Annotated in this window: 13 protein-coding genes; 3 read left to right on the plus strand and 10 right to left on the minus strand. The window is 68.0% G+C overall.

Annotation, left to right across the window (positions count from 1 at the left end; all coding sequences use genetic code 11):
- Positions 1–26: 26 nt before the first annotated feature.
- Together HNQ52_RS03615 and HNQ52_RS17510 are read right to left on the minus strand one after the other, a co-directional pair.
- A complete protein-coding gene (locus HNQ52_RS03615) occupies positions 27–830 on the minus strand; it encodes an FHA domain-containing protein (protein WP_183959723.1) in 804 nt (267 codons plus the stop codon).
- A 24-nt stretch (positions 831–854) separates the two neighbouring features.
- On the minus strand, positions 855–3254 hold the full coding sequence (locus HNQ52_RS17510; RefSeq protein WP_183959724.1) for a protein kinase domain-containing protein: 2400 nt from the start codon (positions 3252–3254) through the stop codon (positions 855–857).
- Between the two features lie 201 nt (positions 3255–3455).
- Between HNQ52_RS17510 and HNQ52_RS03625 the strand changes: the two genes are divergently transcribed.
- A complete protein-coding gene (locus tag HNQ52_RS03625) occupies positions 3456–3788 on the plus strand; it encodes a DUF3301 domain-containing protein (protein ID WP_183959725.1) in 333 nt (110 codons plus the stop codon).
- A 382-nt stretch (positions 3789–4170) separates the two neighbouring features.
- Here the strand turns inward: HNQ52_RS03625 and HNQ52_RS03630 are convergent, their stop codons facing one another.
- From HNQ52_RS03630 to petA, 5 genes are all read right to left on the minus strand, one after another.
- On the minus strand, positions 4171–4563 hold the full coding sequence (locus HNQ52_RS03630; protein WP_183959954.1) for a ClpXP protease specificity-enhancing factor: 393 nt from the start codon (positions 4561–4563) through the stop codon (positions 4171–4173).
- A 17-nt stretch (positions 4564–4580) separates the two neighbouring features.
- Positions 4581–5219, minus strand: a complete 639-nt coding sequence (locus HNQ52_RS03635) for a glutathione S-transferase N-terminal domain-containing protein (protein WP_183959726.1) — start codon at positions 5217–5219, stop codon at positions 4581–4583.
- A 73-nt stretch (positions 5220–5292) separates the two neighbouring features.
- Positions 5293–6066, minus strand: coding sequence for a cytochrome c1 (locus HNQ52_RS03640; protein ID WP_425486465.1), 774 nt, complete (start codon positions 6064–6066; stop codon positions 5293–5295).
- Positions 6035–7279 (minus strand): cytochrome b, encoded by a 1245-nt coding sequence (locus HNQ52_RS03645; RefSeq protein ID WP_183959728.1) that lies wholly within the window; start codon positions 7277–7279, stop codon positions 6035–6037. The genes HNQ52_RS03640 and HNQ52_RS03645 overlap by 32 nt, the downstream gene beginning before the upstream one ends.
- The gene (gene petA, locus HNQ52_RS03650) at positions 7279–7875 is read right to left on the minus strand and encodes a ubiquinol-cytochrome c reductase iron-sulfur subunit (protein ID WP_183959729.1); all 597 of its coding nucleotides are present in this window, start codon (positions 7873–7875) and stop codon (positions 7279–7281) included. Before petA ends, HNQ52_RS03645 begins: the two co-directional genes overlap by 1 nt.
- Positions 7876–8049: 174 nt before the next feature.
- Between petA and HNQ52_RS03655 the strand changes: the two genes are divergently transcribed.
- On the plus strand, positions 8050–9201 hold the full coding sequence (locus tag HNQ52_RS03655) for a S1C family serine protease (RefSeq protein WP_183959730.1): 1152 nt from the start codon (positions 8050–8052) through the stop codon (positions 9199–9201).
- Positions 9202–9211: 10 nt separating this feature from the next.
- Here the strand turns inward: HNQ52_RS03655 and HNQ52_RS03660 are convergent, their stop codons facing one another.
- Positions 9212–10597 carry an FAD-binding oxidoreductase gene (locus HNQ52_RS03660; protein ID WP_183959731.1) on the minus strand — a complete coding sequence of 462 codons (1386 nt, stop codon included), beginning with the start codon at positions 10595–10597 and terminating at the stop codon, positions 9212–9214.
- A gap of 138 nt (positions 10598–10735) precedes the next feature.
- Here HNQ52_RS03660 and serA point away from each other — a divergent pair, with 138 nt between their 5' ends.
- Complete coding sequence (gene serA, locus HNQ52_RS03665; RefSeq protein ID WP_183959732.1) at positions 10736–11971, plus strand: phosphoglycerate dehydrogenase; 1236 nt, start codon at positions 10736–10738, stop codon at positions 11969–11971.
- A 444-nt stretch (positions 11972–12415) separates the two neighbouring features.
- Here serA and infC read toward each other — a convergent pair whose 3' ends face one another.
- On the minus strand, positions 12416–12934 hold the full coding sequence (gene infC / locus HNQ52_RS03670) for a translation initiation factor IF-3 (RefSeq protein WP_183959955.1): 519 nt from the start codon (positions 12932–12934) through the stop codon (positions 12416–12418).
- A gap of 40 nt (positions 12935–12974) precedes the next feature.
- The gene (gene thrS, locus HNQ52_RS03675; protein ID WP_183959733.1) at positions 12975–14882 is read right to left on the minus strand and encodes a threonine--tRNA ligase; all 1908 of its coding nucleotides are present in this window, start codon (positions 14880–14882) and stop codon (positions 12975–12977) included.
- Positions 14883–15156: the final 274 nt, after the last annotated feature.

Consider the following 15156-nt stretch of genomic DNA (forward strand, 5'->3'; position numbering starts at 1 on the left):
TACGCAGCCGAGCCGCTGCGCGGCGCTCAGCGCAGGAAAACGTACCAGCCCGCCGCCGCCGCGGCGGCCAGCACGAGGACCACCACCGCGATCACGCCGCCGGCGCCGCTGCGTTTCGGGGCCGCCGAGACGGCCGTCACCGCCGCCGATGCGGCCGTTGCGGGACGCGTGGTGCCGGGCATTTCCAGTCCGGGCGCCACGAGCAGGAAGCGGATCGTGTCCAGGCGCAGCTCTTCGCCCGGACGCATCAGTCCCGACTGCACCCGCTTGCCGTTGATGTAGGTGCCGTTGGAGGAGCCGAGGTCTTCGACCGCAAGGCCGGCCGGCGTCGGCTTGAGTTGCGCGTGGCGGCGCGAGATTTCCTCGCTCGGGATCGAAATGTCGCAGTCGGCCTGGCGCCCGATCACCACCGGCCCGGAAATCGGAAAGGTCTTGCCGAACGCCGCGCCGGAGACGCCGCGCAGCACCAGCTTGGGCACCGCCATGCGCACGCGCGTGGCGCCCGAATCGTCGACCGGCGCGGGACGCGGCACGCTCGAGAGTCCCGCCTTTTCCACCGCCACCAGCCGCGCCTGGACGTCGGCGAAACCCAGCAGGTCGCCGGCACGCAGCGGCGTCGCGGTCGCGACCGGCTTGCCGTTGACCGTGGTGACGCCGTCGCCGGGCAGCAGCGTGACTGCCTCCGATTCGTCCAGCTCGATCGTGCAGTGCGCGGCGACGATGTTCGGCGCGGTCAGTGCGATCTGCGCGGTGGACGCGTTGCCGACGCGATTCTCGCCCGTGCTCAGCAGCGCCTGCGGGTGTTCGCCATTGGGGAAAAACAGCTTCATGCAGACCTCGGGGTTGATAACGCGTCAGTCGATCTCGCGCGCGACGCGCAGACCGATGGTGTTGAACGCGGTGTCGGCCGCGAACGCGCGCACGGGAGGGTCGTCGGCCTCGGACGCCCAGCTGCCGCCGACCGCCCGACGCTCGCGGCAGTTGCCCGCATCGCAATCGCTGACCCACTCGCGCACATTGCCGCCAGTATCGTATAGACCGGCCTGTTCCGCAGCAAAACTGCCGCCCGGCGCCGTGGTGCCGTGGCCGTCGCTGCACTCCAGACCCTCGCGGCCGCCGAAGTCCTTGCGGAACTGTGCGTCGCGCACGTTCGCCTTGCAGGTGCGCGCCACGGCCGCGCCGGCCGCGGTCAGCTCGGCCGCCTTCGGCAGGCGATAGCGCTTGCCGGTGCGTTGCGCAAGCCACGCGGCGTAGCCGTCGGCCATCGCGGCGTTCACGCACACGACCGGGCTGGCGTCGGTCTGCGCGAAGCCCGGTTCGCTCCAGGTGCGCTTGCGCGAGGAGCGGAAGATCGATTCGCGGTCGCGGCAGGACGGCATATCGGCACCGAACTTCGCCTTGCCTGCGGCCGTCCAGTAGCTGCGGAACTCGCCGACGCTGACCTCGCGCCGCCCGAGGGCGATGCGACCGACCACCACCATCTCCGGCCCGCTCGCCTCGCCGGCCGCGTCGCGGAACACGTAGCCGGGCTTGCCCACGCGCGCGGCCTCGCGCAGGCCGGCCGCAGCCGCCTTCGAGTCGGGAACCAGCGCCGCCGCGCGCTCGAACGCCGCCTGCGCCGCGCCCGTGTCCCAGCGCCGCAGCGCGCTCTCGCCGCGTTCCACCAGAATGGTGGCCTGCGCCTCGCGCAAGGTCTGCACCTGCGCGAGGACGGCGGCGATGCCGTGCTCGCGCCCGATGCGTTCGGCGGTGGCCAGATGCGCGGACCATGCATCGGCCTGCGCATCGGCATCGGCGGCGCGCGCCTGGTCGATGTACACCTGCGCGACGGCGCCGAGGCCGGCCAGCGCGTCGGCGTTGCCCGGCTCGATGACGAGCGCGAGCGCGTAACGGTCGAGCGCGTTGTTGCCCGGCGGCGTGGTGTAGCGCTGCGCGGTCATGTTGAGACGGCCGCGCGCGAGCAGGTCCTCGACCGGATCGATCACGGTCGGGACGGTGGCGAGGTCCACGTCCGGCACCATCGTGAATTCGTCGGCGGCATCGGACGCCGGCCCGTTCGCCGTCGCGTCCGTGGCGGCTGCGATCTGCGCGGGCGGCTGCGTCGCCGGCGCGGTGCGCGACGGCGTGCGTTGCGTCGGCACGGGCGCGGCATCGACGCGTGCCGGCGGCGCGTCGTCGGCGCCGAACACACCCATGCCCACGGCCACCAGACCGACGAGCGTCAGCACGCCGGCAATCAGGTACAGCGGCATCCGGCTGGGCTCGCCTGCGGGACGTGGCGGCTTCGGTGGCTTGGGCGGCTTTTCGGGTTTTGGCGCCTTGGGTGCCGCCGATTTCGGTGCCGGCCGACTCTTGAGTCGCGCCTCGCGCTTGTTCTTCGGGTTCGACTCCGGCGGCGCCGTGGCGAGCAGCCCGAGCGCCGCCGGGCCGTGCTGTTTCATCAGCGTCTCGAACTCGGCCGCAGCGATCGTGCGCAGACCTTCGATGAACTCGGCGCAGTCGGAGAAGCGTTGATCGGGCGCCTTCGCCATGCAGCGATCGATCAGCGGCTGCCACTTGGCCAGATCGTCGGGCAACGTCGGTATCGGCTCGTGTACGTGCGCGTACGCCACCGCGAAGCCGTCCTCGCCGTCGTACGGCGGACGCCCGGACAGGGCTTCGAAACACAGCACGCCGAGGCTGTAGATGTCCGAGCGACGGTCCACCTCGCCACCGCGCGCCTGTTCCGGGCTCATGTAGTGGCTGGTGCCGATCGACAGCCCCGACGCGGTCATGCGCGAGGTGGCCGCGAGTGCACGCGCGATGCCGAAATCGGTGAGCACCGGCTTGTTCTGGTCGTCGAACAGAATGTTGGCCGGCGTGACGTCGCGGTGCACGTAGCCGCGTGCATGCGCGAAGCCGAGCGCCTGCGCCACGGCGATCAGCACGCGCACCAGTTCGACTTCGTCGATGCCTTCGCGCAGGCGTTTGGCGAAGTCGCCGCGCCGCACCATCTGCATCGAGAAATAGTGCAGGCCGTCCGGCGTCACGCCGACGTCGTACACCGGCACGATGTGCGGATGGCCGAGCGAGGCCAGCATGCGCGCTTCCTGCAGGAAGCGTTGCGCGTACACCGGATCCTGCGCAAGCGAAGGATTGAGCACCTTCAACGCCACTTCGCGGTCGAGCAGGATCTGCCGCGCGCGGTAGACCACGGCCATCCCGCCGCGGCCGATTTCGCCACTGATGCTGTAGCCCGCGATGTCGATGACCACGATCCCCCTGCGCCTGCCCGGGCAATTCTATCCGGCCTTGCCCGTTTTACACTGCATCCTGCGTATGTGGCGACGAGTTTTGTGAGCGCGCTGTTGCGTCGTGCAAAACGCGCCCCAATCTGTGCGCACTCGTGCATTCGACACACCCGGACGTTGGGGTAGATTCACGCTGTCGGGTTTCGCCCACTTCGAGGACGTTCCATGCTGTCTGCCGTGATCTGGCTCGCCGTGTTCGGCATCGTGCTGCTGCTGTGGTCGAGCGCGCGCGGCGCGGGGGAGCTCGCCGCGCACTACGGGCGGCGCGCCTGCGCCGAGGCGGGCGTGCAGTGGCTCGACCACACCGCGGTGCTCGAACGCGTGTCGCTGCAGCGCGACGGCGAGGGCCGGCTGCGCTGGCTGCGTCGCTACCGCTTCGAGTTCTCGCAGCGCGGCCCGGACCGGCAACGCGGGACGCTGGCCTTGCTCGGTCGTGAATTGCAGTGGATCCGGATGCCGCCGCCGCCCGACACGGCACGGATCGATCCGATGCAGTAGCGCCGTCGCGGGTCGGGCATCGTCGGATCAAGCGGTCAGCGTTCGCGCACGCGATCTCGCTGCAACGCGTCGTTGGCACTTGGTACGTGCAGGCAGACCGACAAGCGCCACACGATTGCGTGGCCGCATCGAGGCTTTAATCCGTCGAACGCGGAAAAGCGGACATTCGCTGCAGACGGAGCGGAGTACGTGCGGAGCGGCTCCCTCATCCGCCTGCGTTCGGCCGGCGGCAGCCGCCTTACCCTTCTCCCGACGGGAGAAGGATTCAGGCCGATGCGTCGGCGGAAGTGCGCGATGCGCAGAGGGCAGCGGCAGACAAGCTCGGCACGCGTCCTGCGCGGCGGGCGTCGGAGGGACGCCACGGATCCGGACAACGCGCCGGCTACTTGATGACGCGCAGGTGCGAGGGTTTCTTCGGCGCCTCGGGTTCGGGCGACACCGCGGGCTGCTCCGCGGCGGTGGCGCCAGCGTCGGCCGGCATCATCATGCCCTGGCCGGTTTCCTGCGCGTAGATCGCCTGCACGGCGGCGACGGGGATATCGATCGACTGGCTGACGCCGGAAAACCGCGCCATGAAATGGATCATCGCGTTGCCCAGTTCGAGCTGGGTCACCGCGCGCGCGGCGACGTTGAGCACCACGCGGCCGTCCTTCACCGCGCTCGGCGGCACGTGCACGCCCGGCACGCTGGCATCGACGAGCAGGTACGGCGTCATGCCGTTGTCGCTGATCCACTCGTGCACCGCCCGGATCAGGTACGGGCGGTTCGATGTCATGGCGCCGGTTTTCCCGCTCACGCGGGCAGCTCGCGCAGGGCCTTTTCCTCCGGCGTCAGGCTGCGCGCGAAGCCGGGGTGGCGGAAGATGCGCTGGCCGTAGTCGTCGATCGGCTTGCCGTCCTTGGGCAGCGGCACGCCGAGTGTCGGCAGGCGCCAGATGATCGGCGCGAGCGCGCAGTCCGCGAGGCTCATTTCCGGGTTCAGGAAGAACTTGGACGCCTTGAACAGCGGCAGCGACGCGGCCAGCAGTTCCTTCAGCCGCTTGCGGCCGGCCTCGGCCTGCTGCTTGTTGCCGTGTTGCACCGCCTGCACGTGCGGCACCCATTCGTGCTCCAGGCGCAGCATCGCAAGACGCAGGCGCGCGCGCGCGAGCGGGTCGACCGGCATCAGCGGCGGGTGGGGATAACGCTCGTCGAGGTATTCGGTGACCACGGACGCGGCGTAGAGCACCAGGTCGCGGTCGACGAGGGTCGGCACAGAGTGGTACGGGTTGAGCTCGAGCAGGTCTTCGGGCGGGTTGGCCGGATCGACCGGCACCAGATCGTAGGTGACGCCTTTCGCGGCCAGCACCAGGCGCACCCGGTGGCAGACCACGCAGTCGCGGCTCGAAAACAGCGTCAAGGCGTTACGCAACCGCGGACTCGCGACGACCATAGGCTCTCTCCCTCCCCCCGAACTCATTCGAAAGACCGAGGGCGCCGGGCTGCATGGGCCGGGCGCTTACCTCTCAATGTACATCTTTCCAGTACTCGGTCTTCAAGACCCAGGCGAGCAGCGTAAAGACGACGAGGAAGAGGATAACCCACAGGCCGATCGATTCGCGCTTGATTGCGGCCGGTTCGCCGACGTAACGCAGGAAATTGGCGATATCGCGCACCGCGCGGTCGTATTGTTCGGGGTCCAGGCGCCCGGGCGAGGCCAGTTCGAGTTTCTCGACGTGCGCGGGGGCGCCGCCCTCGACATGCTCGGACATCACCGCACGCTGGATGCCCTGCAGCTCGGCCAGCACGTTGGGCATGCTCGAACCGGGCAGGACGGTGTTGTTCCAGCCGGACGGCCGCGTTTCGTCGATGTAGAACGACTTGAGGAAGGTGTAGGTCCAGTCCGGGCCGCCGAGCTTGCTGCGCGCGACCAGGCTGAGGTCCGGCGGCGCCTTGCCGAACCATTTCTCGGCCTGCGCGGCGGGCATGGCCGATTTGATCGTCTCGCCGAACTTGGCGTCGGTGAAGACGAGGTTGCCCATCACCTGCTCTTCGGTCAGGCCCAGATCCTCGGCCATGCGCGAATAGCGCTGCAGGCCGAGCGAGTGGCAGCCCGAGCAGTAGTTCATGAACAGGCCGGCGCCACGCTGCAGCGAGGCGGTATCGCCCAGGTTGGTCTGTGCCGGTTCCAGGTGCACCTCGGTGGCCGCGGAAGCCACCGTGGCGGCACCGGCGAGCAGCAGGCCGAGGAACGGAACGATCAGTCGCTTAGTCATGCGCGGGCACCCGCTCCGGAACAGGCTTCGTCTTGTCGATCTTGGTCCAGATCGGCATCGTGATGAAAAACGCGAAGTAGTAGAACGTGAAGATGCGCGCCACCAGCGTCTGCGTGGTGGAGCCGGCCTGCAGGCCGAGCCAGCCCAGCGTCACGAACGCGATCACGAACAGCGTGATCATGGTCTTGGTGATCCAGCCCTTGTAGCGGATCGAGCGCACCGGGCTGCGGTCCAGCCACGGCACCAGGAACAGGATCATCACCGCACCGCCCATCACCATCACGCCGAAAAGCTTGTCCGGGATCGCACGCAACATCGCGTAGTACGGGGTGAAGTACCACACCGGCTTGATGTGTTCTGGCGTCACCAGCGGATTGGCGACGTTGAAGTTGTCGTGCTCCAGGAACAGGCCGCCGAACGTGGGCTCGAAGAACAGGATGAAGGCGAAGATGGTCAGGAAGAAACCGGCGCCGAACAGATCCTTGACCGTGTAGTACGGGTGGAAGGCGATGCCGTCCTTGTAGTGGCCGTGTTCGTCCTTGACCTTCTTGATGTCGACGCCTTCGGGATTGTTCGAGCCGACCTCGTGCAGCGCGCCCAGGTGCAGCACCACGAGCAGCAGGATGACGAGCGGCAGCGCGATCACGTGCAGCGCAAAGAAGCGGTTGAGCGTGGCGTCGGAAACCAGGTAGTCGCCGCGGATCCACTCGGTGAGTTCGGGGCCCACGTACGGGATCGCGCCGAACAGGTTGATGATCACCTGCGCGCCCCAGTAGCTCATCTGGCCCCACGGCAGCACGTAGCCGAAGAAGGCTTCGGCCATCAGGGTGAGGAAGATCAGCATGCCGAGCACCCACACCAGCTCGCGCGGCTTCTGGTAGCTGCCGTAGATGAGGCCGCGGAACATGTGCAGGTAGACGACGATGAAGAACATCGACGCGCCGGTGCTGTGCATGTAGCGGATCAGCCAGCCCCACGGCACGTCGCGCATGATGTATTCGACGGAGTTGAACGCCTCCGCCGCCGACGGCTTGAAGTTCATCGTCAGCCAGATGCCGGTGACGATCTGGTTGACCAGCACCAGCAGCGCGAGCGAGCCGAAGTAGTACCAGACGTTGAAGTTCTTCGGAGCGTAGTACTCCGACATGTGCTTCTTGTAGAACGGCAGGAAGCCGGGCGCGCGCTGGGTGAACCAGTCGGTGGCACCGGACACGGTGCGCGTGATCACGTTGGCCATCACGCGGCTCCCTGGTCGACGCCGATCTCGATGCGCGAGTCATCGAGGAACCGGTACGGCGGTACTTTCAGATTGGTGGGTGCGGGCACGCCCTGATAGACGCGGCCGGCGAGGTCGAAGCGCGAGTTGTGGCAGGGGCAGTAGAAACCGCCCTTCCATTCCGCGTCGAACGGCTGCGGCTCCAGCTCCGGGCGGAACGTGGGCGAGCAGCCGAGGTGGGTGCAGGTGCCGACCAGCACGAGGATCTCGGGCTTGATCGAGCGGGTTTCGTTCTTGGCGTAATCCGGCTGCTGCTCGGGGTTGTCCGATTTCGGATCGCGCAGACGGCCGTCCTGGCTCGGCAGCGCGGCCAGCTGCTCGGGCGTGCGACGGATGATCCACACCGGTTGCCCGCGCCACTGCAGCACGATGCGCTGCCCGACCTCGAGCTTGCTGATGTCCTCGGTCACCGGCGCACCCGCCACCTGGGCGCGCGCGCTCGGCTGCAGGGTGGAGACGAACGGAATTGCTGCAGCTGCCACGCCTGCACCGCCGACCACGGCGGTGGTGGCGGTCAGGAAGCGGCGGCGGCCTGGGTTGACGCCTTGGTTAGCCATTCGGCTCTCCGCACAGAAACGCTGGAAATCGGGAATACCGGCTGCGCAGCGCCCCCGTGCACGGTGGCATGGCGGCTGCCGCAAAGCGCACTAGTTTAACGGAAGCCATCCGGCAGCGACAACGCTTGCGGCGGCCATGCGACAATCCCGCATCCCCGTTTTCCGCCGTTTTCGATGCCCCGACTCACCGGAGTGCTCCGTTTCCTGCTGCAGTGCGCCGTGGTGGGCCTGGCGCTGGCCTTCGTCGTCCTGCACTGGATGCCGGACGCCGGCCAGCGGCTGCGTGGCGGCCTGGGACTCGACGCGTCCCCCGCGCCCGCGCCGGCGGCCGGTACTGGACCGGTGTCGTACGCGGACGCGGTGGCCCGCGCGGCGCCGTCGGTGGTGAGCGTGTACGTGGACAAGGTCGTGACCGAGCAGACCTTCATCGTGCCCAACCCCACCGTGCAGCGCTTCGCCGGCATCACGCTCGGCCCCACACGGCAGCGCCTGCAGCGCGCACAGGGCTCGGGCGTGCTGGTCAGCTCGGACGGCTACATCCTCACCAACCACCACGTGATCGACGGCGCGGACAACATCCAGACCGTGCTGCAGGACGGGCGCGTGACGCGCGCGCGCATCGTCGGCAGCGACCGCGACACCGACATCGCCGTGCTCAAGATCGAAGGCACCAACCTGCCGGCGATGCCGATCGAGCACGACGCCGGCCTGCGCGTGGGCGACGTGGCGCTCGCCATCGGCAACCCGTTCGGCCTCGGCCAGACCGTGACCCAGGGCATCATCTCGGGCTTGGGCCGCAACCAGCTCAACCTCACCACCTACGACGACTTCATCCAGACCGACGCCGCCATCAACGAGGGCAACTCCGGCGGCGCGCTCGTCAACGCGCGCGGCGAGCTGATCGGGATCAATACCTACGTGATCGGGCGCATGGCCGCCGGCGCGGAAGGCATCGGCTTCGCCATCCCGGCGGGCACGGCCAAGGCGGTGCTCGACCAGATCGTCGACCACGGCATGGTGGTGCGCGGCTGGCTCGGCGCGAACTACGGCGACGCACCGATCCTGCCCGGCAGCCTGCCGAGCGGCGCGCCGCGTGGGGTCGCGCTCACCCGCATCCTGCCCGGCGGCCCGGCCGCGCAGGCCGGGCTGCAGGTGGGCGACGTACTGACCCGCATCGGCGACGAGGACATCGTCGACCAGGCCGACCTGCGCGACCGCGAAGCCGCCACGCCGCCCGGCAGCCGGGTGCGCGTGAGCGGACTGCGCGCCGGCGTGCCGTTCGACGTGGAACTCGAACTGGTGCAGCGACCGCAACGCAGCGCGTAATCCGCGCGGCTCAGTCGAACAGCTTGCCGGGGTTCATGATGCCGTTCGGATCGAAGACCTGCCGCACGCCGCGCATCATCGCAATCTCGGCCGCACTGCGCGTGCTGCCGAGGTAGGACTTCTTCACCAGGCCGATGCCGTGCTCGGCCGAAATGCTGCCGCCGTGGCGCTGCAGCGCGTCGGCCAGCAACGCCGTCACCTGCTCGCACTGCGTCACGAACGCCGCATCGTCGAGCGCGTCCGGCTTGAGCACGTTGATGTGCAGGTTGCCGTCGCCGATGTGGCCGAACCACACCACGTCGAACTGCGGGTATTCGCGCGCCAGCAATGCCTTCGTCTCGTCGAGGAAGGCCGGCATCGCGCCGATGCGCACCGCGATGTCGTTCTTGTACGGCCGGTGGCGCGCCAGGCTCTCGGTGATGCCCTCGCGCAACCGCCACAGGGCAGCGGCCTGTGCCTCGCTCTGCGCGATGACGCCATCGCCGACGAGCCCGCGCTCGACGCAGGTTTCGAACGCGGCAAGCACCGCGTCCTGCGTGCCCTGCGTGTGTGCGTCGAATTCGGCCACCACGTAGTACGGATGGTCTTCCGCGAACGGCTTCTGCGCGCCGTGCGCCACCACATGCACGAGCGCGCGATCGGTGAAGAACTCGAACGCGGACAGCGCGAGCTTGCCGCGCAGCACCTCGAACACCTGCATCAGCGCATCGAACGACGGCAGCGCCAGCAGCATCACGTTCGAAGGCGGCGGCGCGTCGGTGAGCTGCAGCATGGCCTCGACCACGATGCCGAGCGTGCCCTCGGCACCGATCACGAGCTGGCGCAGGTCGTATCCGCTGGAATTCTTGACCAGTCCGCGGTTGAGGTCGAGCAGTTCGCCCGTGCCGGTCACGAGCTTGAGCCCGGCGATCCAGCTGCGCGTATTGCCGTAGCGGATCACCCGGATGCCGCCGGCGTTGGTGGCGATGGTGCCGCCGATCGCGCACGAGCCGCGCGCGGCGAAATCGACCGGGTAGACGAGCCCGTGCTCGCGCGCCGCGTTGTGTACCGCCTCCAGCGCGATGCCCGGCTGCACGGTCAGGATGCGGTCGGCAGCGTCGAAACCGACCACCCGATTCATGCGCTCGGTGCTGACGACGAGCTCGCCCTTCGCCGCCACCGCACCGCCGGAGAGCCCGGTGCGACCGCCCGACGGCACCAGCGCGACGCGGTGCGCATTCGCCCAGCGCACGATGGCCTGCACCTCGTCGATCGACCCCGGCAGCGCGATCGCCAGCGGCGCCGGCGTCCAGCGGCGCGTCCAGTCGCGGCCGTAATGTTCGAGGTCCGCAGGCTCGGTGCGCAGCTGCAGCGACGGCAGCAGGCGGGCCAGTTCGGCGAGCGGCGAGGCGGTCATGGCGGTTCCGGTGCGGGGCGATCAAGCGTGCCAGCGCAGCCGGCCAGCGTCCACTGCTGCACTGCCGCAAACGGCCCCGGATCTGGCATATGCTGTGGGTCCGCCTTCCCCGGCGCGTCCGCGCATGGCCTGCCCCGCATGAAGAAAACCTCGTTCCCCCGTCAGGACATCCGCGTGCTGCTGCTCGAAGGCGTGAGCCGCAGCGCGGTGGAGACCTTCACCGCGGCCGGCTACAGCCAGATCGATTTCCACGAGAAGTCGCTGCCCGAGGACGAGCTGAAACGGCGCATCGCCGACGCGCACGTGATCGGCATCCGCTCGCGCACCCAGCTCACCGCGGACGTGCTCGACCATGCCAAGCGCCTGATCGCGGTCGGCTGTTTCTGCATCGGCACCAACCAGGTCGATCTTGCCGCGGCCAAGGCACTCGGCATCCCGGTGTTCAACGCGCCGTACTCGAACACGCGCAGCGTGGCGGAGCTGGTGATCGCCGAAGCCATCCTGCTGATGCGGCGCATTCCGCAGAAAAATGCCGAATGCCATCGCGGCGGCTGGTCGAAATCGGCGGCCGGCAGTTTCGAGGTGCGCGGCAAGGTGCTCGGCATCGTCGGCTACGGCCACATCGGCACGCAGACCGGCGTGCTGGCCGAATCGCTCGGCATGCAGGTGATCTACCACGACATCGAAACCAAGCTCACGCTCGGCAACGCGCGTGCCGCGGCGGGCCTCGACGACCTGCTGGCACGCGCGGACATCGTGACCCTGCACGTGCCGGAAACCGCGCAGACGCAGAACATGATCGGCGCGCAACAACTTGCCGCGATGAAGCGCGGCGCGGTGCTGATCAACGCATCGCGCGGCACCGTGGTCGACATCGATGCGCTCGCCGCGGCGCTGCACTCCGGCCATCTCGCCGGCGCCGCCGTGGACGTGTTCCCGGTCGAGCCCAAGGGCAACGACGATGCCTTCGTCTCCCCGCTGATCGGCATGGACAACGTGATCCTGACACCGCACGTGGGCGGCAGCACGCTGGAGGCGCAGGACAACATCGGCATCGAGGTCGCGGCCAAGCTCGTGCGCTACAGCGACAACGGGTCCACGCTGTCCGCGGTGAACTTCCCCGAGGCCTCGCTGCCGGGGCACCCGAACAGCCGGCGCCTGCTGCACATCCACCGCAACGTGCCGGGCATGCTGTCGCGCATCAACGAGCTGTTCTCGCGCGAGAACGTGAACATCGACGGCCAGTTCCTGCAGACCGATGCGACGATCGGCTACGTGGTGATCGATGTTTCGACCAGCGAGGCGCAGGCGCTGCAGCTCAAGGAGCAGCTGGCGGCGATTCCCGGGACGTTGCGGGCGCGGGTGCTTTACTGATCGGGGCGTTTTCGACCGGTTGGATCGTCGCGCACTGCGAGTCACTGACTTCGCTGCCCCCTTCCGCCTGCCGGCACCTTCCCCCGCTGCACGGGAGAAGGGATGCTTCGATGCGGGCTCGGAGATGCAACCGACGCCGTCGATCACCGCTTCATTGCACGATCCCGTTCACTGCACGATTTCAGCTCCACGCAACGAAGGAATCCTTCTCCCGCGCAGCGGGGGAAGGTGCCGGCAGGCGGAAGGGGGTTCGGCCCGACCGGAGCCCGGCATCCGGGCGTCCCCTGCCGCACAGCCGCCTGTCGTGGCCCTTGCGCCCACGGCAACCGCAGAATCCGAACCCGGGCTCATCGATCCGGCGCAGCGAAGAACGGCGCGCCAGCGCGGAAAGAAACGTCGCGGCGCCGCGCGATCACGGCGCCGCCAGGGCGAAACATCCGCCCGCTACTTCTTCTTCGGCGCCACCATCATGATCATCTGGCGGCCTTCGAGCTTCGGCCGCTGCTCGACCGTAACCTCGTCCTTCACGTCGGCCTCGATCTTCTGCGTCATCGCAAGACCGAGCTCGGTGTGCGCCATTTCGCGGCCCTTGAAGCGGATCGTGATCTTGACGCGATCACCTTCCGCCAGGAACCGGCGCAGGTTGCGCAGCTTGACCTGATAGTCGCCCTCTTCCGTCGTGGGACGGAACTTGAGCTCCTTGATCTCGACCTGCTTCTGCTTTTTCTTGGCGGCGGCCGCCTTCTTCTGCAGGTCGAAGCGGAACTTGCCGAAATCCATGATGCGGCAGACCGGCGGATCGGCATTCGGCTGGATCTCGACCAGGTCCAGACCGGCGTCCTCGGCCATCTTCAGCGCTTCGTCGCGCGTCAGCACGCCGACCATTTCGCCGTCGTCGCCGATCACGCGCACGTTCGGGACGCGGATCTCCCCGTTCTTGCGGTTCAGTTTTTCGGTATTGATTCGTGCATCCTCTGGTGGATTGTGGTTCCGGCGCGCCGTCTCAGGCGCCCGGACCTGCCTCTTGCCGCATGCGGGCGATGAAGTCTTCCAGCTTCATGCTGCCCAGATCGTCCCCCGTTCGCGTGCGAACCGCCACCGCGCCGTTCTCCATCTCGCGGTCCCCGACCACGAGCAGATAGGGGGTGCGCTGCATCGCATGCTCGCGGATCTTATAGCCGATCTTCTCGTTTCTCAAGTCGCTGTCGACCCGGAAACCTTGATTTGCAAGCGTTTTCCGCACCGACTCCACGTACTGCGCCTGCGCATCGGTGATGTTCAGCACCACCGCCTGCAGCGGCGCCAGCCACGCCGGGAAGGCGCCGGCATGGTGTTCGATCAGGATGCCGATGAAGCGCTCCATCGAGCCGACGATCGCGCGATGCAGCATCACCGGGTGCTGGCGGGCCGAGTGCTCGTCGACGTATTCGGCGCCCAGGCGCCCCGGCATCATGAAATCGACCTGCATCGTGCCCAGCTGCCACGTGCGGCCGATGGCGTCGCGCAGGTGGTATTCGATCTTCGGGCCGTAGAAGGCGCCCTCGCCCGGCAGCTCCTCCCACGCCACGCCGCAGGCGCCGAGCGCGCTGCGCAGCGCGCCTTCGGCCTTGTCCCACGTGGCGTCATCGCCCAAGCGCGAGTCCGGACGCAGCGCGATCTTGATCTGGATGTCCTCGAAACCGAAGTCGCTGTACACCTTCAGCGCCTGGCGGTGGAACGCCGTCACCTCGGCCTCGATCTGGTCCTCGGTGCAGAAGATGTGGCCGTCGTCCTGGGTGAAGCCGCGCACGCGCAGGATGCCGTGCAGCGCGCCGGACGGCTCGTTGCGGTGGCAGGCGCCGAATTCGCCGTAGCGGATCGGCAGGTCGCGGTAGCTGTGCAGGCCCTGGTTGAAGATCTGCACGTGGCCGGGGCAGTTCATCGGCTTCACCGCGTAGGTGCGGTTTTCCGATTCGCTGAAGAACATGTTGTCCTTGTAGTTGTCCCAGTGGCCGGATTTCTTCCACAGCGACACGTCGAGGATCTGCGGGCAGCGCACTTCCTGATAGCCGGAGCTTCGGTACACGCCGCGGATGTACTGCTCGACCACCTGCCACACGCTCCAGCCCTTCGGATGCCAGAACACGAGGCCGGGCGCTTCTTCCTGCAGATGGAACAGGTTCTGCTGCTTGCCGATCTTGCGGTGGTCGCGCTTCTCGGCTTCCTCGATGCGCTGGATGTAGGCATCGAGCTGCTTCTTGTCGGCCCAGGCCGTGCCGTAGATGCGCTGCAGCTGTTCGTTCTTCGAATCGCCGCGCCAGTAGGCGCCCGAGACGCGCGTGAGCTTGAAGGCCTTGAGAAAGCGTGTGTTCGGCACGTGCGGGCCGCGGCACATGTCGACGTATTCCTCGTGGTAGTACAGGCCCATCGACGTTTCGTCGGGCATGTCCTCGACCAGGCGCAGCTTGTAGTCCTCGCCGCGCGCCTTGAACACCTCGATCACCTCGGCACGCGGCGTGACCTTCTTGACCACGTCGTAGTCCTTGGCGATGAGTTCGCCCATGCGCTTCTCGATCGCGGCGAGATCGTCCGGCGTGAAGGGGCGCTCGTTCCAGATGTCGTAGTAGAAGCCTTCCGCGATCACCGGCCCGATCACCATCTTGGCGTTCGGGAACAGCTGCTTGACCGCGTGACCGACGAGGTGGGCGCAGGAGTGGCGGATGATCTCGACGCCTTCGGCATCCTTCGGCGTGATGATGCGCAGCGACGCGTCGTGGTCGATGCGGTCGCTCGCATCGACGAGCTTGCCGTCGACGGCACCGGCGACGGTGGCCTTCGCAAGGCCGGCGCCGATGCTCTGCGCGACCTCCATCACGGACACGGGTCGGTCGAATTCACGGCGGCTGCCGTCGGGAAGCGTGATCGAAATCATGGGCGGGCTCCGCCTGCGCGCGGCAGGCTGTTGCGAGGGAGTGGGAAACGGCGGGACGCCATCGCGCGGGCGCGGCGTGGGTGGTCCGGCGGCGGGGCCGCACGGGCGGGGACGCGATCAGTGGCGGCTGCGAGTCCGCATGTCACACACTCGTCCGGCGCTTGACCCCGGACACCTCACGGTCGGCGATGAATCGGGCCGTCGGCAGAACGCCGCGGCGGGACCGGAAAGGTAGGGGTCGGTGACGGCACTGTCAATGGGCCGCGCCGAGGTT

It is taken from the genome of Chiayiivirga flava, from assembly GCF_014202825.1.
GTDB lineage: Bacteria > Pseudomonadota > Gammaproteobacteria > Xanthomonadales > Xanthomonadaceae > Chiayiivirga > Chiayiivirga flava.